Origin of the sequence: uncultured Brevundimonas sp. (assembly GCF_963977465.1) — a bacterium.
Lineage (GTDB): Bacteria > Pseudomonadota > Alphaproteobacteria > Caulobacterales > Caulobacteraceae > Brevundimonas.
Map to the genome: position 1 here is coordinate 13120 of NZ_CAXBOQ010000004.1, position 25662 is coordinate 38781.

Consider the following 25662-nt stretch of genomic DNA (forward strand, 5'->3'; position numbering starts at 1 on the left):
GCTCGTCATTCCGCAATAACGACGATGGCCCTGCGGATCAGGCCGGCACGCCCACCGCCGCAGGGACAAGCGGCATGACCAGCTTCAGCTGCAGGCCGTCCGCGCGCCATTCGCGCGAAATCTCCCCCCGCAGTTGCCGGGCCAGTTGTTCGACCAGCCGCGACCCGAATCCCGTCCGCTCGGGGGCCTTCAGGGCGGGGCCGCCGGACTCCGACCAGATCAGCACCAGATCGTTCCCCTGCACCGACCATTCGACGCTGACCTTGCCGCCCACGACGCTCAGCGCACCGTGTTTGGAGGCATTGGTCGCCAGCTCATGGATCAACATGCTCACCGGCTGGGCCTGATCCGGCGATACGGCGACGTCGGGGCCGCGAATGTCACAGGACTCCTCCGGCCACAGACTGGCCAGTTCGTCCCGGACCAGATCCTTGACCCGGGCGCCTTCCCATTTGCGGTCAGCCAGACTGCCCTGGGCCCGCGCCAGCGCCCCGACACGGCCCAGCAACACCGTCTTGTAGCTGCCCACGTCCGTGGCCCCGGCCAATTGCACAAGCGACTGCACCACCGTCAGGGCGTTCCGGGCCCGGTGATCGACCTCCCGCATCAGCAGTTCGCGCGTCGCCACATGACGCCGCTCCTCGCTGATGTCGCGAACCTCGATGATGGTGCCGACGGTCGCGCCTGTCTCGTCGCGCATCGGACTGGCGGTGAAGGCCACGGGATAGAAGGACCCGTCCTTGTGCACAAAAACCTCCTCCCCCTGTTGCTGGTTGTTCTCGGGAAAGGCGCGATCGATGGCGCATTCCGCCAGTGGAAACGGCGTGCCGTCAGGCCGGGTGTGATGGATCACGTCATGGAGATGGCGCCCGCGGGTTTCCTCGAACCGATAGCCCGTCAACGCCTCCGCAGCGGCATTCATGTAGACGCACTGCTGCTGCTCATCCATCAGGAAGATCGACACCGTCGCATTGTTGAGCACGGCCTGCAGCCGCCGGTCGGTGTCGCGAAAGGCCAGTTCGGCGACCTCGCGTTTGCGGATTTCCAGCCGGGCAGCCTCATAGACCTTGGCGTTATCGATGGCCGAGGCGGCCTGGGCCGCCACGCTGATCATGATCCGCTCATGCCGCACTGAGAACTGCGCTGCCTCCGGATGCCCGAAGAACAGTCCGCCCAGCACTTCGCCCGAACGGGAGATGACCGGCACCGACAGATAGCTGCGCACCGGCAGATGACCGGCCGGCATGCCGCGATGCGGCTCCATCTGCCCGTATCGCGGATCCCGGGTGATATCATCAGAGCGGATGATGCCCTCGCCGTGGAAGGTCGGCGCGAAAATGGGGGTCGCCCGCGGGTGCGGAAAGGCGGAAAACGCAGCGGGATCGGCACCGGACAGGGCGTACAGCAGGAACGCCTCGCCTTCGTCGCTGACGGCATTGTAGAAGAAGGCCCCGAAGCCGGCCCCGGTCAGCGACACCCCGGCGTCGACGACCGTCTGCACATTGCGGGCGAGGTCCAGCTCCGACGCGACGAGCGCCCCGGTTTCGTTGATGAGCCTGAGTATCCGGACCTCTTCGGCGAGGTCGGCATGGCTCATGTCCAGCGGTTCGATGTCGTGATCCATGGTCCCTCATGACTCGCCTGCACATGGGCATCCGTCGGCGAGCGTCTGATTTGGCTATGGGTTCCCACAAGCGGGGCAAAAAGAGCGACCCGGCGACCGGGTGGGTTAAGACATCACCGGCCCTGAAGAGCCGACCGAAAGGGCTCCCGCAAGCCGCCCCGCGCTTGACTTGGCGCGCAACCCGTCCGACCGAAGGTCGATGACCATGCCCGCCGCCGCTGCCGCCGACGAGAAGGAACCGCTGCGCCCGCTACTGGCGCGGATCTGGCGCGACTATCTGGCCCATCACAAGTCGGCCCTGTTCGCCTCCATGCTGTGCGCGGCGGTGGCCGGGGCCATGGCGGCCACGGTGCTGAAACTGCTGGAACCGGCGATCAACGGCCTGTTCGAACACGTGCCGGTCAAGGTCTGGGGCGTGATCAACATTCCACCCGGCGAGGCGGTGATCTGGATTCCCGTCATCATCGTCTCCGTGGCCCTGGTCTGGACCGCCGCCGCCCTGGGTCAGGCCGCCCTCGTCAACCGCCTCGGCCACGGCATCGTCGGCGACATCCAGATCCGCCTGTTCGCCGCCATGATCCGCGCCGACCTGGCCCGGCTGCGCAGCCAGCATTCCGGCACCTTCGTCTCCTCGGTGCTGTTCGATGCCAATCTGGTACGCGAGGCCTTCACCAACGGCGTGGTCAACTACACCCAGCACAGCCTGACCCTGATCTTTGTCATCGGAGCCATGACCCTGATCGACTGGCGTTTGACCTTGATCGTCCTGCTCGGCGTGCCGCTGGTCACCCTGATCATGCGGCGCTTTTCCAAACGCACCCGCAAGGCCACGCGCGGGGCCATGACCGAGACCGAAAACCTGTCGACCGCCCTGATGGAAAATCTGGACGGCGTCCGGCTGATCAAGATCGAAAACCGCGAGGCCGCCGAGGAGGCCCGCGTGGCCGTGGTGGTCGGCCGCCGCCAGCGTCATGTGATCAAGAGTGCCGACTCCCGTGCCTTCGCCGGTCCGGCCAGCAATCTGGTCTCGATGATCGTGGTGGCCGCGGTCATGGCCTATGCCGGATGGCGCGCCCAGGACGGGGCCATAACCATCGGGGCCTTCGCCGCCTTCATCGGCCTGCTGATGGCGGCGGGCCAGTCGCTGCGTCAGGTGACCAATCTGCAGACGGTGATGGCCGAGGGCCTGACCGCGGCACGACGCCTGTTCGCCGCCCTCGACATCCAGCCCGAGATTCGCGAGGCCGCCGACGCCCACACCCTGGCCGAGGGGCCGACCACGGTGGCCTTTGACCGGGTCTCCTTCGCCTATGCCCCGGCCGCCGACGGCGGCGCCCCGACCCTGTCCGACGTGTCGCTGACCGTCGCCCCCGGCGAGACCGTGGCCCTGGTCGGCCCGTCCGGCGGCGGCAAGAGCACCCTGCTATCGCTGCTGCCGCGCTTTTACGACGTGACCTCGGGTGCGGTGACCATCAACGGCGAGGACATCCGCCACCTGAAGATCCACGACCTGCGCGCCCGCATCGCCCTGGTCACCCAGGAGCCGTTCCTGTTCGACGACACCATCGCCGCCAACATCGCCTACGGCCGTCCGGGGGCCACGGCCGAGGACATCGTCCACGCCGCCACGGCCGCGGCCGCCCACGACTTCATCACCGCCCTGCCCGAGGGCTATGCCACCCGCGCCGGTGAGGGCGGTGTGCGCCTGTCCGGCGGCCAGCGCCAGCGCATCGCCATCGCCCGCGCCTTCGTCAAGGACGCCCCGATCCTGCTGCTGGACGAGGCCACCTCGGCGTTGGACACCGAGAGCGAGGCCCTGGTCCAGGCGGCGCTGGAACGGCTGATGCAGGGCCGGGCCACCCTGATGATCGCCCACCGTCTATCCACGGTGCGCAACGCCGACCGCATCCATGTCATCGCCGGTGGCCGGGTCGTCGAAACCGGCACCCACGATCAGCTGGTCAGCCTCGGCGGTCTCTATTCGCGACTCGCCAAACAACAGTCACTGGACGGCGACCCCGTCGCGGTCGCGGCGGTTTCGTGAGGCCGCTGCGTAATCCGGTCATCCAGGGCCTGCTGGCCTGGCTTCTGGCCCGGTGGATGCAGTTCTGCCTGGCCACCATCCGCTGGACCCACGTCAACGAACCCGCGGCCGAGGCTGTCTGGGACGACGGGGGCGGCGTGCTGTGCGCCTTCTGGCATTCGCGCATCGCCCTGGCTCCGAGCTGCTGGCCGACGCAGCGGGCCCAACCGGCCAAGGCCCTGATCTCGCTCAGCCCCGACGGCCAGTTCATCGCCCGGGCCGTGGCCCTGCAGGGCTTTCCGGCGGTGCGCGGCTCATCCGCCAACAAGGACAAGGCCGACCGCGCCAAGGGCGGCTCGCAGGCCCTACGCGACGGCCTGCGCCAGCTCAAGGTCGGGGCGTTGGCCATCACCCCGGACGGCCCGCGCGGACCGGCCCGCCAGATGGCCGAGGGCACCGTCCTGCTGGCCAAGTTGTCGAAGGTCCCGGTCCTGCTGATCGGTATGTCGTGCAACCCGTCCGTCCGCCTCAACAGCTGGGACCGGGCGATGCTGCCCCTGCCGTTCGGCCGCGGGGCCATCGTCTGGGACCGCACCGACTATCCCGAAGGGGCCGACCCGGCCGAAGTCGCCCGCGACTGGACCGACCGTCTCAATGCCGTGGAAGCCGAGGCCGACGCCATCGTCGGTGTGGCGCGGGTGTGACGTGAGCCTCGCCCTTTACCTTTACCGTCTGGCCACCCGGCTGCTGGAGCCGCTGGCCCCGCGGCTGCTGGACGCCCGCGTCAAACGCGGCAAGGAGGACGGCGTCCGGGTCGACGAACGGCTGGGTCTGGCCGGGCGTCCGCGGCCCGACGGCGATCTGGTCTGGCTGCATGGGGTCAGCGTCGGCGAGACCCTGTCCCTGCTGCCGGTGGCCGAGCGGCTCGTGCGCGAGCGCCCGGACCTGAGCGTGCTGGTCACCTCCGGCACCCTGACCTCGGCCGCCCTGCTGGCACAGCGCCTGCCCGCCGGGGTCATCCACCAGTTCGCCCCGGTCGACACCCCCGGAGCCGTGACGGCCTTCCTCGACCACTGGCAACCGACGCTGGGCGTGTTCGTCGAGAGCGAGTTGTGGCCCAATCTGATCCTCGCTGCCCGGACCCGCGGCGTGAAACTGGCGCTGGTCAGTGCCCGTATCACCGAAAAGACCGCCGCCGGCTGGACCCGGGTGCCCGGGGCCGCCCGACACCTGTTGGGGGCCTTCGATCTGGTCCTGCCGCAGGACGGGGCCTCCGCCACCCGGCTGCTGTCCCTCGGGGCCCAGATCGACGGTCAGGTGAACCTGAAGCTGTCCGGTGCCCCCCTGCCGCATGACCCCGCGGCCTTCACCGCCCTCAGCGCCGCCATCGGCGAGCGCCCGGTCGTCGTCGCCGCCAGCACCCATGACGGCGAAGAACTGGCGCTGGTGCAGGCGCTGGACGCGCTGGCCGACCGCCTGTGCCTGATCCTGGTGCCGCGCCATCCCGAACGCAGCGCCGCCATCGCCGCGGCCCTGACCGCCGAGGGCTTCAAATTCACCGCCCGGTCTTCCGGCCAGCCGCTCGATTCCCGTACCGACATCTATCTGGCCGACACACTCGGCGAGATGGGGCTGTTCCTGCGTCTGGCCGATGTCGTGGTGATGGGCGGATCGTTCTCGGCCGCGCTGGGCAAGCCGCCGGTCGGCGGTCACAACCCGCTGGAGCCGGCCCGGTTGGGTCGCCCGGCGGTGACCGGTCCCGACGTCTCCAACTGGGCCGCCATCACCCGCAGCCTGGTCGAGGCCGGGGGTCTGGCTGTGGCCCGCACCCCGGCGGATCTGCCGACGATCATCGCGCCGCTGCTGGCCGATCCGGAAGCCGCCCGGGCCATGGGCGACCGCGGCCGCCGCGCCGCCACCGAGGCCGGGGTCGGCCTCGACCGGCTGTGGACCGCGTTACAGCCCCTGCTGCCGCCCGCCCCGCCCCGGAGGCACCGATGAGCCTGTCGACCCCCCGCTGGTGGTACGACCGCGAGCGCCGCCATGCGCCGGTGACGCGGATGTTGCTGCGCCCGGCCGGCTGGCTCTGGGCCGCCGTCACCGCCCGGCGCATCGCCCGCACGGTTCCCGTTGATGCAGGCATCCCGGTCATCTCGATCGGCAATCTGACGGTCGGTGGCTCGGGCAAGACGCCGGTCGTCCGTGAAGTCCTGCGCCTGCTCCGCGCCGCGGGTGTCGACGCCCAGGCCCTGTCACGCGGCTACGGCGGCAAGCTCGAAGGCCCGGTCCGGGTCGATCCCGCCGTCCATAGCGCCGCCGACGTCGGCGACGAGCCCCTGATGCTGGCGCTGGACAGCCCCGCCTGGATCGCCCGCGATCGGGTCGCCGGGGCCCGCGCCGCCGCCGCTGCCGGGGCCGAGGCCGTGGTGCTGGACGACGGCCACCAGAACCCGGCCCTGAAGAAGACCCTCAGCCTGATCATCGTCGACGGCGAAACCCGCGACGACGAATGGCCGTTCGGCGACGGGGCGGTGTTTCCATCCGGCCCGATGCGCGAGCCGCTCAAGGCCGGTCTGGCCCGGGCCGATGCCGTGGTCATCCTGCTGCCCGCCGACATCGCCGACGCCGACCCGGAACTGGTCGCCACCCTCACCCCCCTGCCGGTCTTCATCGCCCGGCTGCAGCCCGCCGCCGCCCCGCCGCCCGGTCCGCTGATGGGCTTCGCCGGCATCGCCAAGCCGTGGAAGGTCGAGCGCGCGCTGAAGGCCGCGGGGGCCGATCTGGTCGAATTCGCCGCCTTCCCCGACCACGCCGCCTTCCGCGAAAGCGACCTGCGCGCCCTCACCGACCGGGCAGCGGTGTTCGACGCCCGGCTGATCACCACCGAAAAGGACTGGTCCCGCCTGCCGCCCGCGTGGCGCGCACGAGTGATCAGTTGGCCGGTCAAGGCCACGTTCGACGATGAGGCGGGGTTTGGGGCGCTGCTGCTCTCGAACATCCCTTCTCCCCTTGCGGGAGAAGGTGGCCCGCGCAGCGGGTCGGATGAGGGGTCTTTCCGACCTTAACCTCATCGACCCGCAGCCGACCTGTATCTGCCAGCGTCACCCCTCATCCGTCAGGCCTGCGGCCTGCCACCTTCTCCCGCAAGGGGAGAAGGATCACTCCGTCCGGTAGACCACCCCGCCCTTCATCACGAAGCGGACATGCTCCAGCGTCGTTACATCGCTGAGCGGATCCCCTGACACGGCGATCAGGTCCGCCGGCATGCCGACGGTAATCCGACCGGCCTCGCCTGAAATCCGCAGATGGTCGGCTGCCACCACCGTGGCTGACTGTACGGCCTCCAGCGGCGTCATCCCGGCCTGGACCAGCAGGGCGAACTCCCGGGCATTGTCCCCGTGGGCCGAAACCCCGCTGTCGGTGCCGAAGGCGATGCGCACCCCGCCGTCATGGGCGCGGCGCGCCATGTCCAGCATCTTCGGGCCGGCCTCCAGCGCCTTGGCGGTCTGGGCCGGGGTGAAGAAATTGCCCGGGCTGGCGGCGATGCGAGCCACGAAATCCCCGGCCAGCAGCGTCGGCACCAGATAGGTGCCCTCGCGCCGGAACAGCCGGATCGATTCCGCGTCCAGATAGGTGCCGTGCTCGATCGAGTCGCCGCCCGCGCGCAGGAAGGCGTTGATGCCGTCGACGCCGTGCGCGTGGGCCGTCACCTGACGCCCCATGCGATGCGCCACCTCGACGATGGCGGCCAGCTCGGCGTCGGTGAACTGCTGGCCCAGACCGGCGGCCGTGTTCGACAGTACCCCGCCCGTGGCCGTAATCTTGATGATGTCGGCCCCCGACCGCACCTGGGTGCGGACCGCGCGCATGCAGTCGTCGGCCCCGGAGCAGATGCTCTCGGACGACAGCAGATGCATGATGTCCTCGCGGAAGCCGTTGATGTCGCCGTGACCGCCGTGAATCGACACCGACGATCCGGATGCGATCACCCGCGGCCCGGGCACCTCGCCCGCAGCGATGCCGTCGCGCAGGGCGAAGATGGCGTTATTTTCCGCGCCCAGATCGGCCACCGTGGTGAAGCCGGCCATCAGGGTGCGTCGGGCATACAGCGCCCCGCGGATGGCCTGGTCGGCGCTGGACTGGGTCATACCCTCCAGCCGCTGGTTCGGGTTGGATTGGCCGGTCAGGTGCACATGGCTGTCGATCAGGCCGGGCAGCACGAAACCGTCGCGCAGATCCACGGTCCGATCGCCGCTTTCCGTGCCGGAAATGAAGCCGTCGCGGATTTCGACGACTTGGTTCCCTCTGATCACGAGAGTTTTATCGCGCAGCACAACACCGGTCGACGGATCGGCCAGCAGCCGCCCCGCCTGCACGAACACGGTTCCCCCATCAGGCGAAGCCGTAGCGGTTTCGGACGTTTGCCGGGCGTTGGCCGGCGCGACAGCAAGCATAACGGCCGCAATGGCCAGCATTAACGATTTCAATAAACCCTCCCTGAACAGTTCGGCACCATACTCGTATGACAGTTTCCGCCAAGGCTCCGGTTGAATCCCGGCCTTGGTTCATGAAACAACCGTTCACTGTTGTTGAAGCCGCGCGAAGGGGCGTCGCATGCGGATATCGAGACGAGGCATCATTCTTGGCGGTTCGGCCCTGCTTTCGGGTTGCGCCACGGCGTCGGCCGGAACGCAATACGCGTCGGTGTCCGCCCCGCTGGTCGATCCGGTCGCGCCGGCCGCACCGGTCTCCACCGCCCAGGTTATCGCCCCGCCGCTCGATCCCAACGGTATCGTACCCGCGGCCCTGATGGCCCGCGCCATGGCCGCCCTCGACATCCACCACCGCCGTGTGCCGCTACGCGACCGCATGTATCTGGTCGATTTCAAGCGGTTCTCGGGCGAGGAACGGCTGTTCGAGGTCGACCTGCTCAGCGGCCAGGTCAACGCCTTCCGCACCAGCCACGGCAAGGGGTCGGACCCGGCCCACTCCGGCTATGCCCGCAACTTCTCCAATACACCCGAGAGCTACATGTCCTCGATCGGGGCCTATGCCACCGCCGGGGCCAATTATGGCGCGCAGCAGGGCCCAAACGTCCTGCTGGACGGTCTGGAATACTCCAACGACAAGGCCCGCGAACGGGCCATCATCGTGCACGGTGCCGACTATGCCGATCCGGCCTTCCTCGCCCGCGAGGGCAAGCTGGGTCGCAGCTACGGCTGTTTCTCGGTGTCCCACGTCGACCTGCCCGCCCTGCGCCAGCGCATGGGCGAGGGCCGGCTGCTGTTCGCCGGGGCCTGATTCCCGTCTATCTCAGCACGGCCAGCAGCACGGCCACCCAGTGTACCGCCGCCGCCACCACGACATGGCCGTGCCAGATCGCGCGCCGGTAACGCATCTGCTTGTTGGCGTAGAAGATCACCCCCACCGAATAGAGCAGCCCCCCGACCGCCAGCAGGATCACCGGGGCCAGGCCCAGACTCTGCATAAACGGCTGGATGGCGAGCACCATCACCCAGCCCAGCGCCAGATAGATGACAATCCAGAACCCCTTGCCCAGCCCGGGCAGCAGCAGCTTGGCCAGGGCCGCGATGAGCGCCGTGCTCCACACCGCCGCCGTCATCCCCCAGGCCCACGCCCCGGTCAGATGCTGGGTCGTAAACGGCGTGTAGGAGCCGGCAATCATGATGAAGATGCCGGCATGGTCGAAGCGCCGCAGCAGCGGCTGGAAGCGGCTGGCGGAGAAATTATAGGCCGTCGACAGCCCCAGCATGGTCAGCAACCCGACCGCATAGATGGCCGCCGCCGTCAGACTTCCAGCATTGCCGAACCCGATCGCCAGACCCAGCAGCATCCCGCCGCCGACCAGCGCCAGCGCCAGTCCGGTCAGGTGCACGATCAGGTCTGCCAGCCGCTCCTTGCCGTCGCGGTAGTGGCTTGGCGGTTCGGGCGGCAGGACGTCGGGCACTGGGGGGTCTCCATCGCGAACAGCCGCGCGGTCAGCGGCTTGAAAGGCTCATAGTACATGCCACGGCTCAGAACACGGCGACACGGGCCGTCATCATCTGCAGAAACGGCGGTATTTGCTGATCCTTATGAGAAATTTCAGGATATACCCACGGTCGCTAACCCTTGTCGTAGGGGCCGGGGTTTGTTCGCGGGGGCGAAAGCATGAAGGCACGATTTCTCTGGCGGGCCTGGCGCGCGCGCTTCCGCGACCAGTCGGCGGAGCTGGCGGCCATCCGCAGGAGTCTCGGGCCCGACGACGTTGCCTGTGACATCGGCGCGAACAAGGGCAGCTACCTCTACTGGATGTCGCGCTGGGCCGGGCGGGTCGTGGCCTTCGAGCCCCAGCCGGGGTTGGCCGGCTATCTGTCGGACGCCTGTGATGCGGTCGGCATGACCAATGTCACCGTCGAACGCTCCGGCGTGTCCGACGTATCCGGTACCCGCGACCTGTACATGCCGTCGGAAAACTCGCCGGAGGCCAGCCTCGTCCAGCACGCGGACGCCGGTTCGATTCCGATCTCCGTGGTGGCGCTGGACGACTATTTCGGTCCGGAAGAGCGCGTGGCCCTGCTCAAGATTGACGTCGAGGGCGGCGAACTGGACGTGCTCAAGGGGGCTGAACGCATCCTGCGTCAGCACCGGCCCGTCCTGCTGATGGAATGCGAACAGCGCCATCTGTCCCACGGCACGGTCGCCGACTGCCTGCAGTATCTTGCGACGCTCGGCTATGTCGGCAATTTCCTCGACCGCGGCCGGTCCGTGCCGGTCGCCCGGTTCGAGCCCGCTGTGCATCAGGCCACGGTCGGCGATCGCTTCTGGACCGCCTCGACCTACTGCAACAATTTCGTCTTCACCCCAGCCTGAGGTCGACGGGTCAAACGGTTTCGCTCGCTCCCGTCAGGGTTCGCGTCGCCGCGCCACATGCCGGACCGACAGGATGCGCACCTCGGCGTCCAACACGACGTAGCGGATGAGGTAGGGCGGCACCACCGTCAGTTCCCGACGACCATTGCCGATCGGTCGCCCCCGATCCGGCAACTCCAGCAAACTCTTCCCGGCAGTCGTTAGCCTGGTGAAGAAGCGGCTGGCAGCAGCAGGATTGAAGCCTGCGATATAGGTCTGGATGTCAATCAGATCATCCCGCGCGCCCGGTGACCATATCAGTCGCCGCATTTCGGTGGTGGCAGCGGATTGTGTGTTCCCCAGGAGGCCACCCAGCGCATCACGGCCTCGTGGCTCACGAAACGACCGGCCTCAAAGTCCGCGAGGGCGCGCTGGTCGGACGCCTCGAGCGCCGCCGCGTCCTCCACGTCGAAGACGCCGGGCTCCTCGTCCAGTTCATGGGGCGGTTCGCTCATGGCAGGACCATACCACGGCACGCGACCGGGCTCACGCACGCTCAACCTTTGATGAGGTCGAAAAACCCTTCGTCGCCCAGAGGTGGAGTCCCCTACCCCCGCTCAACCGCGCGCCAGCCGATGTCGGTGCGCCAGAAACCGCCGGGCCAGTCGATCTTGCGGATGGCGGCATAGGCCCGATCGCGCGCCTGGACGATGTCATCGCCGGCGGCACAGATGTTCAGCACCCGCCCCCCGGCCGCGACCAGCTGGCCGTCGTCGCGCCGCCGGGTTCCGGCATGGAAGACCTGGACGTGCGGTCCGAAATCCTGACCCGCCCCGCGGATGATCGAGCCTTCCAGCGGGCTGTCGGGATAGCCCTTGGCCGCCATGACGACGCAGATCACCGTCTGGTCCTTGAACGGCAGGCCCGGCAGGCCCGAAACGTCGCCCTGGGCGCAGGCCAGCAGATAGGGGACGACGTCCCCGTCCAACCGCATCATCAGCACCTGACATTCCGGGTCGCCGAAGCGGACGTTGTATTCGACCACCTTCGGTCCGTCGTCCGTGGCCATCAGCCCGACATAGAGGACCCCGCGATAGGGCGCGCCCTCGGCGACCATCCCCTTCAGCGTCGGCTGGACCACCAGCCGGTCGGCCGCCTCGACCAGCTCCGGCGTGAACACCGGCGCGGGCGAGTAGGCCCCCATGCCGCCGGTATTGGGGCCCATGTCGCCGTCGAAGGCGCGCTTGTGGTCCTGGGCCCCGCCCAGCAGCACCGCCCGTTCGCCGTCGCACAGGGCGAACAGCGAGCCTTCCTCGCCGTCCATGAATTCCTCGATCACCACCCGCGACCCGGCGCTGCCGAAGCGGCCGCCCAGCATGCGCTCGATCTCGGCCTCGGCGTCGCGCTTGTCGGGGCTGATCGCCACCCCCTTGCCCGCGGCTAGACCGTCGGCCTTGATCACATAGGGCGGCTTGAACACGTCCAGCGCCTGCCGCGCCTCGTGCAGTCGCTCATAGACGCCATAGCCAGCCGTCGGGATCTCATGCCGCTCCATGAAAGCCTTGGAGAAGGCCTTGGAGGTTTCCAGCTGCGCCGCCTTCTTGGTCGGGCCGAAACAGGGGATGCCCGCCGCCGCCAACCGATCGGCCAGACCCTTCTCCAGCGCGCTCTCGGGCCCGACCACGACCAGATCGGCCTTGATCTCCCGCGCCAGCGCCGCCAGCCCCTCGGCGTCGTCGCCCTTCACCGCGCGCCGCTCGCCCAGCTTGTCCATGCCCGGATTGCCCGGCGCGATGACCAGCCGCTTGACCAGCGGTGACTGGGCAATCTTCCAGGCCAGGGCATGTTCGCGCCCTCCCGATCCGACGAGCAATATGTTCATGCAGGCGGCATGACCGCCCCGGGCGAACGGGTCAAGCGGTAGCGGGGATCAATGGGGCGCTCAGGTCGAAATCCGCCGGTGCCGTGCCCTCAGGACAACCGGTCGCGGAAGTCGGTGTAGTCGAATGTCCGGACCAGCCGCAGCGCATCGGTCTCGCTGTCCCACACGGCGATGGCCGGCAGCGGCACGCCGTTGAAGGTGTTGGTCTTGACCATTGAATAGTGGGCCTGGTCGAGGAAGGCGATGCGGTCGCCCGGCTGCGGCAGGGCGGCAAAGCGATAGTCACCGATGATGTCACCGGCCAGACAGGACGGCCCGCCGATCCGCACCGTAACGCCGCCCTCGACCTCGCCCATCAGCGCCGGCCGGTACGGGGCCTCGATCACATCCGGCATGTGGCAGGTGGCCGAAATGTCGGTGATGGCCACGGCCATGCCGTTGTCGACGGTATCGAGAATCTCGCCGACCAGAATCCCGGCATCCAGGGCGATGGCCTCGCCCGGCTCCAGATACACCTGCAACCCGTGGCGTTCGCCGATCCCGCGTACGAAGGCGATCAGGTCGTCGCGGCGATAGTCAGCCCGGGTGATGTGGTGACCGCCGCCGAGGTTCAGCCATGTCACGTTGCCCAGCATCCCCGCCAGCTTCGGCTCCAGCGACGCCCAGATGCGCTCCAGCGGCTCGAACCCCTGTTCGCACAGGGCGTGGATATGTAGGCCGTCGACGCCGTCCAGATGTTCCGGCTTCAGCTGCGACACCGGAAAACCCAGCCGCGACCCGGTCTGGCACGGGTCGTATTTGGCGACCTCGGCCTCGCTGTGTTCGGGGTTCAGTCGCAGGCCGATGTCGAACACCTCGCCCGCCTCGCGCGCCGCAGCGATCAGGTCAGCAAACCGCGTCCTCTGGTCCGGCGAGTTGAAGATCACCGTGTCCGACAGCCGCAGGATTTCCGGCAGGTCCTCACGCTTGTAGGCGGGCGAATAGGTGGTCAGGTGGCCGTGAAAATGCTCGCGCGCCAGCCGCGCCTCGAACAGGCCCGAGGCACAGGTGCCGTCCAGATAGTCCCCGACCACATCACCCAGCGACCACATCGAAAACGCCTTCAGCGCCAGCAGCACCCTGGCCCCCGACCGGTCGCCCACGTCCTTGAGGATGGACAGGTTGCGCCGCACCGCCGCCGCATCGACCACGAAACAGGGCGACGGGACCCGGTTCAGGTCAAAGCGGGAGAATGCGCCGGGTCCGGCGGCCTGGGTTTCCATGATCCGCCTCGATCAGAAGGGCAGTGGCGCGTCCAGCTCGCGCACCTGCCACGGCAGGCCGTGCTGGCTCAGCATGTCCATGAACGGATCGGGATCCATCTGCTCCATGTTGAACACGCCCTCACCTTTCCATTGGCCGGTCAGGATCAGCGCCGCGCCGATCATGGCCGGGACGCCGGTGGTGTAGCTGACCGCCTGGTTGCCGGTCTCGGCATAGGCGGCCTCGTGGTCGCAGATGTTGTTGACGTAGACCGTCTTCGCCTCGCCGTCCTTCACGCCGGTGGCGATGGTGCCGATATTGGTCTTGCCCTTGGTGATCGGGCCCAGCGAGGCCGGCTCGGGCAGCAGGGCCTTGAGGAATTCGATCGGGATGATCTCCCGGCCCTGGAACATCATCGGCTCGATCCGCGTCATGCCGACGTTCTCCAGCACCTCCAGATGCTTCAGATAGGAGTCGCCGAACGTCATCCAGAAGCGGATGCGTTTGATTTCCGGATAGAATTTGGCCAGCGATTCCAGCTCCTCATGGTACATGAGGTACATGTTCTTCTGGCCGACCTGATCGAAGTCGAACACCTGTTTGTGGGCCAGCGCCGGGCCCTCGATCCACTGACCATTCTCCCAGTGCCGCGACGGGGCGGTCACTTCGCGGATGTTGATCTCGGGATTGAAATTGGTCGCGAACGGCAGGCCGGTGTCGCCGCCGTTGCAGTCCAGAATGTCGAGCGTGTCGATCCGGTCCAGCAGATGCTTCTTGGTCCAGGTCGCGAACACCGAGGTCACGCCCGGGTCGAAGCCGCTACCCAGCAGGGCCATCAGCCCGGCCTTCTTGAAGCGCTCCTGATAGGCCCACTGCCAGCTGTATTCGAACTTGGCCTGGTCGCGCGGCTCGTAGTTGGCGGTGTCCATATAATGGACCCCGGCCGCCAGACAGGCGTCCATGATGTTCAGATCCTGATACGGCAGCGCCAGATTGACCACCAGCGCCGGCTTGACCGTCCGGATCAGAGCCGTGGTCGCGGCGACGTCATCGGCGTCGATCTTTGCCGTGTCGATCGACACCCCGGTGCGCGCCTTGACGGACTCAGCGATGGCGTCGCATTTGGACAGGGTCCGGCTGGCCAGGGTGATGTGCGAGAACACGTCCGCATTCATCGCCATCTTGTGAATCGCGACCGATCCGACGCCACCGGCACCGATAACCAACACCCTGCTCATCTGCAGATCTCCTGTACTTGACCGTCTGTGCGGCATGTCCGCCGCCTTGGGGTGGGGGCCTTATCACGACACGCGGGGGTCGGCTAACGACTCATGGCCGGAAAGTGATCGAGGGACCCTGGATGCCAGCTCCCGCCTGCCGCGCCCGCTCCGCGTGCGTGACTCGACTCGCGCCGAAGTTGCTGCCTTCTTGTCTTTCGGAATTTCGAGGGCAGTGCGGTGACTTATCTGGTTGTACTCGCTTTGGTGGGGTTAACCGTTTGGTTCGGCTGGCAATCCCGCACAATACGCAAGGCTCTCGCAGTATCTCAGGCTGAGACGGAGCAAGTCCGGGTAGAGGCAGCCCGCGTTCAATCAGACGCAGATCGACTGAAGGCGCGCTACGAACCGTTGACTAACATTGAGTCCGAGATCGCGCGGCTGAATGTTCAGGTGGCTTTGAAACAGACAGAAATCGAGTGTCTTGCTGAATCCTACGTCGGTAAGAAATCGATTTACGATCGCTTGGTGGCAGAATCGGCAGTCTACGATGGGAGAGCCGCCTTCGCAGAACTCGGCGTTTACGAGCCTCATTTCAACTATGATGATAGCGAGACCTACAAAGTTGCCATCATGACTGTCCGCCAGGAGCAAAAGGACACTGTGGCTGCAAAAAATGCTGTCTTTTGCACGACAGATTGGCGGGTGGACGGGAGCCTTGCCAAAGGCAAGACCATGACAAATCGGGGTATCAAGCTCACACTCCGCGCGTTCAATAACGAGTGCGAAGCTGCCATCGCGAACGTGCGCTGGAGCAACGCTGTCGCGATGGAAAAGCGAGTCGTCAGGGCTTTCGAGAAAATCTCGGCCCTGAATGAGAGTAGCGCGATCCGGATCAATCCAGTTTTTCTTGAGCTGAAGCTAAAGGAACTGCGACTGACTCACGAGTATCGCGAGAAGCTCAAAGCAGAACGCGAAGAGCGTGCCGAACTTGCCCGACTGGCGCGGGAAGAAGCGCGCCTCCAGCGTGACCTCGAACGAGCGGAAGAAGATGAGGCTCGGTACGCGCGACTTCTTGAACAAGCTCGGCAAGAGGTGGGTTCAGTTTCGGGTGCAAAACTAGAGGCGTTCGAGAAGCAAGTCGCAATGTTGGAGCAAGACCTTGCTGCAGCACACGCTAAGACCGAACGCGCGCGCGCAATGGCGGAGCAGACCCGATCGGGCTTCGTCTACATCATCTCGAATATCGGCTCATTTGGCGAAGGCGTCGTGAAAATCGGCCTCACCCGGCGGCTGGACCCTTTGGATCGTGTTCGAGAACTGGGAGACGCCAGTGTTCCTTTCCTCTTTGATACTCACGCAATTATTTACAGCGATGACGCGCCTGCGCTTGAGCGTGCGCTTCATGTCGAATTCGAGAGCACGCGTATTAACGGACAGAATATGCGGAAGGAGTTCTTCCGAGCTCCAATCGATGAAGTGGAGCAAGCGGTAGGCCGCCTCGCGCCCGACGCTTCATTTTTCAGGGACGTAGAGGCTCAAGAGTTCAGGGAGACGATGGCCAAGCGTCAGGCCAAACTAGCCGAGGAAGCTGCTCGCGAGTCGGTCTTCCCCAACAGCATCTGAAAAGTCGTCAGTGACCACTGATCCCTGACATCCACGCTTCCCCCGTTCCCGTCGCGCCCTCGCCCCGCTAGTCTGCGCCGATGAGTGACGACTCCTATGTGTTCGAGGGCCCGGCGGACGAACCGGCGGCACCGCGCGACAACAATCCGCCCCTGTCGATTTCGGAGCTCAGCTTCGCGCTCAAGCGCACGCTGGAGGAACGGTTCGGCCATGTCCGGCTGCGCGGCGAGATTTCCAAGGTCAATCGTCACGCCTCGGGCCATATCTATCTGACGCTCAAGGACGACAAGTCGGCCATCGACGGCGTGGTCTGGAAGGGCTCGGCCCGCAGTCTGGGCATCCAGCCCGAACCGGGGCTTGAGGTCATCGTCACCGGCAAGATCACCTCCTATCCGGCCCGCTCCTCCTACCAGATCGTCATCGAGACGATGGAGGCGGCCGGGGCCGGGGCCCTGCTGGCCCAGCTGGAGCGGCTGAAGGGCAAACTCCGTGACGAGGGCCTGTTCGCGCCCGAGCGCAAACAACCCATCCCGACCTTCCCCGCCGTGGTCGGCGTCATCACCAGCCCGACCGGGGCGGTGATCCGCGATATCCTGCACCGCATCGCCGAACGCTGGCCCTGCCGGGTCATCGTCTGGCCCTGCGTGGTCCAGGGCGACGCCGCCGCCGCCCAGGTCGCCAACGCCATCCGCGGCTTCGACGCGATGAAGGCTGGCGGCCCCATCCCCCGCCCCGACGTGGTCATCGTCGCCCGCGGCGGCGGTTCGGTCGAGGATCTGTGGGCCTTCAATGACGAGGCCCTGGCCCGCGCCGTGGCCGCGGCCCGCATCCCGATCATCTCGGCCGTCGGGCACGAGACCGACACCACATTGATCGATTTCGTCTCCGACCGCCGCGCCCCGACCCCGACGGGGGCGGCCGAGATCGCCACCCCGGTGCTGGCCGACCTGCGCTACACCTTGGCCGATCTGGACCGCCGCCTGACCGGCGCGGGCGGCCGGCTGATCGAGGAGCGCCGCATCCGGCTGCGCGCCGTGGCCCGTGGCCTGCCCGCCCGGCCTGAGGATCTGCTGGCCCTGCCGCGCCAGCGTCTCGACCACGCCGCCAGCCGTCTCGGCTCGGGCCTGCAACGTGGCGTCGATCGCCAGACCACCCGTTTCGCCAGCGTCTCCGGCCGTTTCGGCCGCGCCCTGCTGGACCGGGTCATCGAGCGCCGCACCGACCGGCTGTCGGCCACCAGGGCCCGGCTGATCCCGACCCTGCCGCGCAAGCTGGATCAGGCCAGCGTCGCCCTGTCGGCCCTGACCCGGGCCCTGGCCAGCCTCGACCCCGGTCGCCCCAAGCCCGGCTTTGCCCGGGTCGAGGACAGCGATCAGACCTGGTTGACCTCGGCCACCGCCCTGTCACCCGGTCAGGCCGTGCGTCTGGTCTTCGCCGACGGCGCGGCCGCGGCCCATGTCGACGGCGACGACGCCGGATCGCCCCCGCAGCGCCCGGCGCGCGCCGCGCCCCGGCCTCCCGCTCGCCTGAAGGCGCCGCCGCCCGGTCAGGGTGACCTGTTCTGATGATCGGCGGTCAAACGCGGTGGCACAAAGCCCCGCGCCACCGTATGTTTGGTGAATGACCACACCCAAAGCCTCCGACGAAGCCACCCTCCACTATGGCGACGGCGAGTTCGCCGTCCTGCGCCCCGGTCGATTCGTGCGTTGCGCCGTCAGCGCCCGCGCCATCCCGCTGGAAGCCCTGCGTTACTGGTCGGCCGAGCATCAGGAGGCCTATTTCAGCCCCGAGGAAGCCCGTAGCCGCATGGCGCCGGTCCAGTGATCGCCAGTCGCCGCGGCCTGCTGACCGGCGCCGCCGCCACGCTCGTGGCCGGACCGGCCCTCGCCCGCCGCCAGGACACGCTGCGGCTGACCGGCAATTTCGTCCAGGGCGGCCACGCCATCGGCACCACCTGGCCCGGGGCCGTGGTCTTCGTCGACGGCGAGGCCCTGGCCACCGCCTCGCCCGACGGCACCTTCATCGTCGGCTTCGACCGCGACCAGACCGGCAGCGTCGCCATTGAGGCCCGGTCCGGTAACCGCTCGGTTCGACGGGCCCTCGACATCACCCGCGTCGACTTCCCCAGCACCCGCATCAACGGCCTGCCCGCTTCCACGGTCACCCCGGCCGACCCGGCCCTGCTGGCCCGCATCCGGCGCGAGGTCGCGCTCAAGACCGAAGGCTTCGCCAGCCGCATCGATATCGACAATTTCAGCGACGGCTTCACCTGGCCGCTGGCCCAGTTCCGCATCTCCAGCCGCTGGGGCAGCCAGCGTATTCTCAACGGCACTCCGGCCCGGCCCCATTACGGCATCGACCTGGCCGCGCCGCAGGGCACGCCGATTCTGGCCCCGGCCGCCGGGCGCGTGACCCTGAGCCAGCCGGACCTGCATTTCGAGGGCGGCCTCGTGCTGATCGACCACGGCCAGGGCCTGATCACCGCCTATCTGCACCAGTCGCGCATTCTGGTTGAGGCCGGTCAGGACCTGCAGCGCGGCGACGTCATTGGCCGGGTCGGCAGCACCGGTCGCGCCACCGGCCCGCATCTGTGCTGGCGCGCCAAATGGCGCGACCGCAACCTCGACCCGTCCCTGTTCGTGCGCGGATAGCGAGAAACGTCATACCCTTCAGGGCAGAAGCGGCCGCACCTGATGGACCGACCCCACGAATATGGTTAAAGACCGGCCGCGCGCATTTTGTAACACAGGCCAGTTCCCTCCCGATGGCAGACCTTAAATCTCTCGAGATCCTGCTCGTCGACGACAACAAGCAGTTCCGGTCGATGACGTCGGCAATCCTGATTGCTGCGGGTTGTCGCAATATTCGCGAAAGCGCGGACGGGGCCTCGGCCCTGCAGTCCCTGCAGCAGAAGCCCTGCGACCTGGCCATCGTCGATTACAAGATGTCACCGATCGACGGGGTCGAATTCACCCGCATTGTCCGCAACAACACCGACGGCATCGACACCTTCCTGCCGATCATCATGATGACCGGCCACTCGGCCCGGCAGAAGGTGATGGCCGCCCGCGACGCCGGCGTGACCGAGTTCGTGACCAAGCCCTTCACCGCCAAGGCCCTGCTCGACCGCGTCCATGCGGTGATCCACAATCCGCGCCCGTTCATCCGTACCGAAGGCTATTTCGGCCCAGACCGACGGCGCAAACAGCTCCCGGGCTACACCGGTCCGATGCGGCGCAAATCCGATCAGGAAAGCGTGGTCTACATTTCGGAATAGACGGTCTTGGGCCACCGCTTGTGGACCCAGAACCAGTCGACCGGATGCTCGCGGACCCGGTCCTCGACGAAGCGGGTGACCGCCTGAACACCCCGCGCGATGTCGCCGGTACGGTCGCCGGTGGCCTCCAGTTCGATCGGCTCATGCACCGTCAGCCGGAAGCGCACACCCGGCAACCGGGTCACCGACATCGGCTGCAACACCGTGCCGAAGCGCAGCGCCAGCCGACTCGGCCCCGGCGCCGCGTTGACCGGGTGGTCGAAGAAACTCACCTCCGGCCCCTCCGAGAATTTCTGGTCGTTCAACAACGCCACCGACTCGCCGCGCCCCAGCCCGGCCAGCAGTTCGCGGGCCCCGTCGCCCCCCTTGGGCGCGAACAGCTTGACCCCGTAGCGAGCCCGGTTGGTGCGGATCTGGCGGTCGACATAGGGGTTGTTGGCCGCCCGGTACGAAATCATGCACGGAATCCCGGCCGCCAGGATCACCGCCGGCATCAGTTCGAAATTGGCGAAATGGCCCGAGACGAACACCACCGGCTTACCACCGGTCCGGATCGCCTCCAGCCGTTCGGCCCCGACGATCTCGATCCGCCCCGACGCCGGGGTCAGCCGGTCCATCATCATCAGCTCGGCGAACGTGCGTCCGGTCTGGTCCCACTGCGCCATGGCCAACTGCGCGCGCTCGGCCGGGTCCATGTCGGGAAAGGCCAGGGTCAGATTGCGCAGCACCGTCCGGTGCACGCGGGTCATCGGCCCGAGGGTCCGCAACAGCCGGCCCCCCAGCGCCGAAGCCCCCTCCAGCCCCAGCCCGCGCAGAAAGGCGATCAGGCCGGCGAACCCCAGCCCCTGAAGCCGCCAGGCCAGGTCCTGACCAAGGCCGGGTCTGTCGTCCTTACCAGGCAATGGTGATCCCGCCGTCCACCACCAGCGTCTGACCGGTCATATAGGTCGAGGCCGGCGACGCCAGATAGACCGCCGCCCCGGCGATCTCGTCCGGCTGGCCGATCCGCTTCAGCGGGGCCGGATCGGTGGCCAGCTTCAGGATCTCCGGGTTTTCCCACAGATATCTGGCGAAATCGGTCTTGATCAGGCCCGGCGCGATACAGTTGCAGCGCACGTTCGACGGCCCCCACTCGACCGCCAGATTGCGCGCCAGCTGCATGTCGGCGGCCTTGGAGACATTGTAGGCCCCGATCAGGGCGTTGCCGCGCAGGCCGCCGATCGACGAGACGATGATCACCGACCCCTCTTTCCGCGCCAGCATCTGCGGTGCGACCATCTGGGTCAGCCAGTGGTTCGAGACCACATTGTTCTGCAGGATCTTGTTGAACTGCTCGTCATTGATGCCCGCCATCGGCCCGGCATACGGGTTGCTGGCGGCGTTGCAGACCAGGATGTCGATCTTGCCGAAGGCGGCATTGGTCTCGTCGACAAGCCGCTGCAGGTCTTCCTTGGAGGCGATGTTGGCGGGAATGGCGATGGCCCGGCCCTCACCGTGTTTGGCATTGATCGCCCGGGCGACCTCATCGCACGGCCCGGCCTTGCGCGACGAGATGACGACCTGCGCGCCATGCTCGGCCATACGCTCGGCGATGGCCTTGCCGATGCCCCTGGATGAGCCGGTAATGACGGCGACCTTGCCGGTCAGATCGAACAGTTCCATGCGAATCCCTGCAATTCTTCCAAGTGCACTCTAGGCGATACGCCCTGATACCCCGATACTCGGGCGATTCCATCCGGGAAGACGGGATTCGCCGTTCCCCGGTCTGGTGAACCGATGCGCACACTGACGACCATCATCCTGTTCTGCTTCTACGTCTTCGTGGCGATGACCGTGGGTGCCTTCCTGTGGCGCGCCGGTCTCGGCGCCGGTGCGGGCGTTGCCGCCACCTTCGGCACCCTGGGCCTGTTCGCCGCCGGCCACAGCCTGGTGTCCGGCCGTCTGGCCCGCGTCGCCCTGACCCGTGAGGTCGAACAGGTGCGCGAGGCCCACCGCCTGCTGGCCGATGCCCTCGAGTCGACGCAAGGGGCCCTGACCGAACTGGCCAAGGCCATCGAGTCCGGCGCGCTCAGCAGCAATGAGGCCCTGTCCGACGAGGTCCGCATGCTGGAAACCCTGATCCAGCAGATGAGCCACAGCATCGACGCCCGCCTGTCCGCCCCGGCCCCGGCCGCGGTCGACAGCCACGAGGGCCGTCGCCATCAGCAGTCCAACGCCCTGCTGTCCACCATCCACGACGCCCTCAGCGAGAACCGCGTCGACCTGTATCTGCAGCCGGTCGTCGCCCTGCCGCAGCGCCGCACCATCTTCTACGAGAGCTTCACCCGCCTGCGCGATTCGACCGACCGGGTGATGATGCCGGCCGAATACCTGTCCGCCGCCGAGGGTGAGGGTCTGGTCCCCGCCATCGACAACCTGCTGCTGTTCCGCTGCGCCCAGATCGTGCGCCGCCTGGCCAAACAGGACCGCAAGGTCGGTGTGTTCTGCAACGTCGCCCTGACCTCGCTGGGTGACGAGACCTTCTTCCCGCAGTTCCTCGACTTCCTCAGCGAGAACCGCGACCTCAACCAGGCGCTGATCTTCGAACTGGGTCAGGCCACCTTCGACGCCCGCGGCGCGATCGAGGCCCGCAACATGGCCCGGTTGGCCGACCTCGGCTTCCGCTTCTCGCTCGACAAGGTCCAGACGCTGGATCTCGACTTCGCCGACCTGCAGCGCTCCGATGTGAAATTCATCAAGGTCGCCGCCGATCTGCTGATCGAGCAGCTGCTCGACCTCGACGGGGCGGCCCCCACCCCCGGGATGCGCGACATCCGCGCCGCCGACTTCGCCGCCCTGACCCGTCGCTACGGCGTCGAGCTGATCGCCGAAAAGGTCGAGAGCGAACGCCAGATCGTCGACATCCTCGAACTGGACGTCAGCATGGGCCAGGGCCATCTGTTCGGCGAACCCCGCGCCATCAAGGAAGCCGTGCTGGCCGAAACCGACCCCCCTGCCGACTTCCTGCGCTCCACCCTGCGCAGCGCCGAACAACGCCGCCGCTTCGGGTAAACCCCTCTCCCGGCGGGAGAGGGCTTGAGCGCACACGAGCGCAGCGAGTGTTCTGGGCGCGAAAGGGTGAGGGGCTCCCTTTCGCCGATCCCCCTTCTCCCGGCCGCCCCATTGCACCCGGTAGAATCGTCTGCTCTGATCCTCAGGTTGAGTGATCGGGGAGATGCAACGTGAAAATTGGACCCACCTGTCCTGCGTGCCAGACGCGTGTGCCGCTGGGCCGCACGCAGTGGAACCTCGGCAAGCCATTTGCCTGCGCCGACTGCAACAGGACCATCGTGATTCCGAGGTGGAACGGCGTCATGGGCTTCGGACTCTTCGTGATTTTCTGGAGCTTCCGTCACCACTTCCCCGATCAGTGGGGCGGTCCAATCGGCCTGTTCATTCTGATGATATTGCTGGGCATTCCGATGAGCTGGGCACTGACCAGGGGCAAACTGCCCTGACCCAAACCGAAGTTACAGTTACAAGCGCGGCGGGGTTGCCCACCCACTCTTCTTTGCGGTCAAGCTGAGACGATTTCCATTTCCACGGGTTATCCCTGGCATGGACCATTCAATCTCAACCCAGGACTGCCGTCGGAAACTCTCGGACCTCATCCAGCAGGCCATCCCCGAGCCCGACCCCGAGCGCCGTCAGGCCCTACTGGTGATGGCCGATCACTGGGGCGAGCTGCTGCGCCTGCGCAGCCCGTCGCCCGACGATCACCAGCGCCGGCCGTCCTCGCGCCAGTAGATCCGCTCGCGCCCGTAACGCCCGTCGCGGTTATAGCCGCCGAAGCCATAGCCGCACGGGTCCTCCTCGGCCGACAGCTGGCGACCCAGCAGGGCCCCGGCCGCCGCGCCGATCGCGGCCCCGACCTCCCGGTCCTCGCTGCCGGCCACCGCCGCGCCGACCACCGCCCCCAGCAGCGCGCCCGCCGCCGTCGCCCGCTCGCGGTTCTGGGCATAGTCGCGCTCACACGCCGAAGCATAGTTGTCCGTCGTCGCACACCCGGCCAGCACCAGGGTACAGGCCGTCACCGCCGTCAGTCCCAACAGATATCGCATCGGTCTCTCCCTCAAGCCCCGCAGGCCTAACCCACGAGCGGGGCGGGATGTTCCGAGGGGATCGGCTTCCCTCTCCCGGCGGGAGAGGGCTTGAGCGCCCGTGAGCGGAGCGAGCGGCCTTCGCGCGAACCGAAGGGCGGCGCGAAGCGTCAAAGGGCGAGGGGTTTCCATCCAGAGTAGACGTTCCCACTCCAGCCTCTCTACACTGCCGGCGAAACCATCGGGACAGGGGCCATGACACCAGACGACGGGATCGGTCCGGGCCCATCCGACGGCCTCGAGGAAAAAGCCGCCAACCTGCTGAACGCCACCATGGTCACGGCCATCGGCCTGGCGATCGGCGGGGTGGGACTCTGGTTCCTCTGGCGCTTCGGCAGCGGCCTCGCGACCGCCAGGCAGATGGGCGGTCGGGGTACCGGCTGGATGGACCTGCTCAATGCCGCCGGCTTCATCATCGTAGGTGTTCTGGTCACCCGGTCCGGCGTGCGGATGTTTCGCTCGAACCGCTAGCCTCGCGCCCGGCCCGTTGCGTCCTTTTCCATCCACGGTAATGTACAGCCAATGGACACGCCCGAAGACAAGGAAGACGCGTTTGCCGGGCTCCTGAACGGCGCGATGATCACGCTCTTCGGCGGTGCCTTTCCAGCCTTCATGATCTGGAATCTCGCAACCGACTGGCACACCTGGATCGCCGGTGACCACGACATGACGCGGACGGAAGCCAGCCAGGGCGTCACGCTCCTCATCATCAGCCTGCTGCTGCTTCGCTTCGGCCTCGGCATGCTCTGGCTGAACGGCACGGCCCTGCGGCGACTGTAACGCCGAATTCGGCGGCCCGGCTGGTCGGCCGGCCCCCGTCATCAGTCGTTGTAGTGGTAGGACAGCACGCTCCACAGGATCCCCGAGCAATACGAGACCGCCGCCAGTATCAGTCCCAGAATGACCATGTCGTTCCAGAGAAGCTGGCGATCCAGAAGGCCTGAAAAAAAGATGGCCACGGTCCCACCGGCGACCATGCTCCCGAAGGTGATCGCGTCCAGCAGCGACACCCATTGCGGTTTCAGCTGCGATCGAAACCGCCGACCTCGCGTCGCCAGGGCCGGCGCGATCAGCCGAAACGCGATCAAACGCACTAGGACGACGCCGGCGATCATCGCGGCAAAAAACGGTACCGGCCCCATGGGGCACCAGCCTAATCCACAATCGAGCGCTCTACGAATTCCCGCTGTCTGGCCCGTGCGTGTCCCCGCCGGGGTCTCCGGCGCGCGTCGGCGACTGACGACAAGCAAAAGACCCCTCTCCCGGCGGGAGAGGGCTTGAGCGCCCGTGAGCGGAGCGAGCGGCTGCGCGAAAGGGTGAGGGGCTCCCCCTCACCGTCTGCCCCTCACCCGCCCGCGCCAGGACGCCCCCCTTTCCTTCTCCCCTCGAGGGTGAAGGAAGGCCTTGGCGTCGCTCTTGTCAGGGAATCGGAGCAGGCATTGCCGACAATCGCGCAATCGGAAAATCACCGTTTGCGTCGAGCCTTGCGCTCGAAATAACGCTCAACGGTCGGCACTAGCGAAATAGCTAAACTCGCAACATGGGAAAGTAAAAAGCCAGACACAACAATAATTATTCCGTACTTCAGCACAAACTGAGGATTAATCAAGTAGTGTACGGCCATTACAATACTGGCAACCCCGATATACGCGAGGGTGACCGCCAGAAAATCAGTTGCACGCCGCATCAGGCCGCTCCAGTTGTCGGACATTCGTGACGTCAGTATTAACCTTTGACGCCTCAACTGCAAATGGAACAAACCTCACCTTCTTCAACCCGC

29 protein-coding genes are annotated in these 25662 nt (G+C 66.9%); 16 read left to right on the forward strand and 13 right to left on the reverse strand.

Going from position 1 to position 25662, the window contains the following annotated elements:
- Positions 1-37: 37 nt before the first annotated feature.
- Positions 38-1624 carry a PAS domain S-box protein gene (locus AAC067_RS09210; RefSeq protein ID WP_339931770.1) on the reverse strand — a complete coding sequence of 529 codons (1587 nt, stop codon included), beginning with the start codon at positions 1622-1624 and terminating at the stop codon, positions 38-40.
- A 199-nt stretch (positions 1625-1823) separates the two neighbouring features.
- Here AAC067_RS09210 and AAC067_RS09215 point away from each other — a divergent pair, with 199 nt between their 5' ends.
- The 4 genes from AAC067_RS09215 to lpxK are packed head-to-tail and all read left to right on the forward strand — an operon-like array spanning position 1824 to position 6712.
- Entirely contained in the window at positions 1824-3668 is a 1845-nt protein-coding gene (locus AAC067_RS09215) for an ABC transporter ATP-binding protein (protein WP_339931772.1), read from the forward strand.
- A complete protein-coding gene (locus tag AAC067_RS09220) occupies positions 3665-4351 on the forward strand; it encodes a lysophospholipid acyltransferase family protein (protein ID WP_339931774.1) in 687 nt (228 codons plus the stop codon). The genes AAC067_RS09215 and AAC067_RS09220 overlap by 4 nt, the downstream gene beginning before the upstream one ends.
- A gap of 1 nt (position 4352) precedes the next feature.
- Positions 4353-5648, forward strand: coding sequence for a 3-deoxy-D-manno-octulosonic acid transferase (locus AAC067_RS09225; RefSeq protein WP_339931776.1), 1296 nt, complete (start codon positions 4353-4355; stop codon positions 5646-5648).
- Positions 5645-6712 (forward strand): tetraacyldisaccharide 4'-kinase, encoded by a 1068-nt coding sequence (gene lpxK / locus AAC067_RS09230; RefSeq protein ID WP_339931777.1) that lies wholly within the window; start codon positions 5645-5647, stop codon positions 6710-6712. Before AAC067_RS09225 ends, lpxK begins: the two co-directional genes overlap by 4 nt.
- A 93-nt stretch (positions 6713-6805) precedes the next feature.
- Here the strand turns inward: lpxK and AAC067_RS09235 are convergent, their stop codons facing one another.
- The gene (locus AAC067_RS09235; RefSeq protein WP_339931779.1) at positions 6806-8134 is read right to left on the reverse strand and encodes an amidohydrolase family protein; all 1329 of its coding nucleotides are present in this window, start codon (positions 8132-8134) and stop codon (positions 6806-6808) included.
- A 127-nt stretch (positions 8135-8261) separates the two neighbouring features.
- Between AAC067_RS09235 and AAC067_RS09240 the strand changes: the two genes are divergently transcribed.
- Positions 8262-8948, forward strand: a complete 687-nt coding sequence (locus AAC067_RS09240; protein ID WP_339931781.1) for a murein L,D-transpeptidase catalytic domain-containing protein — start codon at positions 8262-8264, stop codon at positions 8946-8948.
- A 7-nt stretch (positions 8949-8955) separates the two neighbouring features.
- Here the strand turns inward: AAC067_RS09240 and AAC067_RS09245 are convergent, their stop codons facing one another.
- Positions 8956-9615, reverse strand: a complete 660-nt coding sequence (locus AAC067_RS09245; protein WP_339931783.1) for a hemolysin III family protein — start codon at positions 9613-9615, stop codon at positions 8956-8958.
- Positions 9616-9818: 203 nt separating this feature from the next.
- On the opposite strand from AAC067_RS09245, the gene AAC067_RS09250 reads away from it, so the two are divergent.
- On the forward strand, positions 9819-10520 hold the full coding sequence (locus tag AAC067_RS09250; RefSeq protein WP_339931785.1) for an FkbM family methyltransferase: 702 nt from the start codon (positions 9819-9821) through the stop codon (positions 10518-10520).
- Between the two features lie 33 nt (positions 10521-10553).
- On the opposite strand, the gene AAC067_RS09255 is transcribed toward AAC067_RS09250, so the two are convergent.
- From AAC067_RS09255 to AAC067_RS09275, 5 genes are all read right to left on the reverse strand, one after another.
- Positions 10554-10829: a type II toxin-antitoxin system RelE/ParE family toxin gene (locus AAC067_RS09255; RefSeq protein ID WP_339931787.1), complete on the reverse strand. Its 276-nt coding sequence runs from the start codon at positions 10827-10829 to the stop codon at positions 10554-10556.
- On the reverse strand, positions 10817-11014 hold the full coding sequence (locus AAC067_RS09260; RefSeq protein ID WP_339931789.1) for a CopG family transcriptional regulator: 198 nt from the start codon (positions 11012-11014) through the stop codon (positions 10817-10819). The genes AAC067_RS09255 and AAC067_RS09260 overlap by 13 nt, the downstream gene beginning before the upstream one ends.
- 92 nt (positions 11015-11106) lie before the next feature.
- Complete coding sequence (purD, locus tag AAC067_RS09265; RefSeq protein ID WP_339931791.1) at positions 11107-12381, reverse strand: phosphoribosylamine--glycine ligase; 1275 nt, start codon at positions 12379-12381, stop codon at positions 11107-11109.
- Positions 12382-12470: 89 nt separating this feature from the next.
- Positions 12471-13643 (reverse strand): carboxynorspermidine decarboxylase, encoded by a 1173-nt coding sequence (locus AAC067_RS09270; protein WP_339931793.1) that lies wholly within the window; start codon positions 13641-13643, stop codon positions 12471-12473.
- A gap of 12 nt (positions 13644-13655) precedes the next feature.
- Positions 13656-14861, reverse strand: coding sequence for a saccharopine dehydrogenase family protein (locus AAC067_RS09275; protein ID WP_339931795.1), 1206 nt, complete (start codon positions 14859-14861; stop codon positions 13656-13658).
- Between the two features lie 219 nt (positions 14862-15080).
- Here AAC067_RS09275 and AAC067_RS09280 point away from each other — a divergent pair, with 219 nt between their 5' ends.
- The 5 genes from AAC067_RS09280 (at position 15081) to AAC067_RS09300 (ending at position 19743) form a co-directional block, all read left to right on the forward strand.
- The gene (locus AAC067_RS09280) at positions 15081-16466 is read left to right on the forward strand and encodes a DUF4041 domain-containing protein (protein ID WP_339931797.1); all 1386 of its coding nucleotides are present in this window, start codon (positions 15081-15083) and stop codon (positions 16464-16466) included.
- Positions 16467-16546: 80 nt separating this feature from the next.
- Complete coding sequence (gene xseA / locus AAC067_RS09285) at positions 16547-18031, forward strand: exodeoxyribonuclease VII large subunit (RefSeq protein WP_339931799.1); 1485 nt, start codon at positions 16547-16549, stop codon at positions 18029-18031.
- A gap of 55 nt (positions 18032-18086) precedes the next feature.
- Positions 18087-18290 (forward strand): DUF2093 domain-containing protein, encoded by a 204-nt coding sequence (locus tag AAC067_RS09290; RefSeq protein ID WP_339931801.1) that lies wholly within the window; start codon positions 18087-18089, stop codon positions 18288-18290.
- The gene (locus tag AAC067_RS09295; protein ID WP_339931803.1) at positions 18287-19117 is read left to right on the forward strand and encodes a M23 family metallopeptidase; all 831 of its coding nucleotides are present in this window, start codon (positions 18287-18289) and stop codon (positions 19115-19117) included. Before AAC067_RS09290 ends, AAC067_RS09295 begins: the two co-directional genes overlap by 4 nt.
- Before the next feature lie 113 nt (positions 19118-19230).
- Positions 19231-19743 (forward strand): response regulator, encoded by a 513-nt coding sequence (locus AAC067_RS09300; protein ID WP_339931805.1) that lies wholly within the window; start codon positions 19231-19233, stop codon positions 19741-19743.
- On the opposite strand, the gene AAC067_RS09305 is transcribed toward AAC067_RS09300, so the two are convergent.
- Positions 19728-20645 (reverse strand): lipid A biosynthesis acyltransferase, encoded by a 918-nt coding sequence (locus AAC067_RS09305; RefSeq protein ID WP_339931807.1) that lies wholly within the window; start codon positions 20643-20645, stop codon positions 19728-19730. The genes AAC067_RS09300 and AAC067_RS09305 overlap by 16 nt on opposite strands.
- Positions 20635-21405: an SDR family oxidoreductase gene (locus AAC067_RS09310; RefSeq protein ID WP_339931809.1), complete on the reverse strand. Its 771-nt coding sequence runs from the start codon at positions 21403-21405 to the stop codon at positions 20635-20637. Before AAC067_RS09310 ends, AAC067_RS09305 begins: the two co-directional genes overlap by 11 nt.
- A gap of 114 nt (positions 21406-21519) precedes the next feature.
- Between AAC067_RS09310 and AAC067_RS09315 the strand changes: the two genes are divergently transcribed.
- The 3 genes from AAC067_RS09315 (at position 21520) to AAC067_RS09325 (ending at position 23529) form a co-directional block, all read left to right on the forward strand.
- Positions 21520-22794 carry an EAL domain-containing protein gene (locus AAC067_RS09315; protein ID WP_339931811.1) on the forward strand — a complete coding sequence of 425 codons (1275 nt, stop codon included), beginning with the start codon at positions 21520-21522 and terminating at the stop codon, positions 22792-22794.
- A 170-nt stretch (positions 22795-22964) separates the two neighbouring features.
- The gene (locus AAC067_RS09320; protein ID WP_339931813.1) at positions 22965-23240 is read left to right on the forward strand and encodes a hypothetical protein; all 276 of its coding nucleotides are present in this window, start codon (positions 22965-22967) and stop codon (positions 23238-23240) included.
- Between the two features lie 100 nt (positions 23241-23340).
- Complete coding sequence (locus AAC067_RS09325; protein ID WP_339931814.1) at positions 23341-23529, forward strand: hypothetical protein; 189 nt, start codon at positions 23341-23343, stop codon at positions 23527-23529.
- On the opposite strand, the gene AAC067_RS09330 is transcribed toward AAC067_RS09325, so the two are convergent.
- Positions 23499-23843, reverse strand: coding sequence for a glycine zipper 2TM domain-containing protein (locus AAC067_RS09330; protein WP_339931816.1), 345 nt, complete (start codon positions 23841-23843; stop codon positions 23499-23501). The two genes, AAC067_RS09325 and AAC067_RS09330, sit on opposite strands and share 31 nt — an antisense overlap.
- A 234-nt stretch (positions 23844-24077) precedes the next feature.
- Between AAC067_RS09330 and AAC067_RS09335 the strand changes: the two genes are divergently transcribed.
- Together AAC067_RS09335 and AAC067_RS09340 are read left to right on the forward strand one after the other, a co-directional pair.
- Complete coding sequence (locus AAC067_RS09335) at positions 24078-24353, forward strand: hypothetical protein (RefSeq protein WP_339931818.1); 276 nt, start codon at positions 24078-24080, stop codon at positions 24351-24353.
- Between the two features lie 51 nt (positions 24354-24404).
- Complete coding sequence (locus tag AAC067_RS09340) at positions 24405-24662, forward strand: hypothetical protein (protein ID WP_339931820.1); 258 nt, start codon at positions 24405-24407, stop codon at positions 24660-24662.
- Positions 24663-24703: 41 nt separating this feature from the next.
- Here the strand turns inward: AAC067_RS09340 and AAC067_RS09345 are convergent, their stop codons facing one another.
- A complete protein-coding gene (locus AAC067_RS09345; protein WP_339931822.1) occupies positions 24704-25024 on the reverse strand; it encodes a hypothetical protein in 321 nt (106 codons plus the stop codon).
- 323 nt (positions 25025-25347) lie between these two features.
- On the reverse strand, positions 25348-25593 hold the full coding sequence (locus AAC067_RS09350) for a hypothetical protein (protein WP_339931824.1): 246 nt from the start codon (positions 25591-25593) through the stop codon (positions 25348-25350).
- Between the last annotated feature and the right edge of the window lie 69 nt (positions 25594-25662).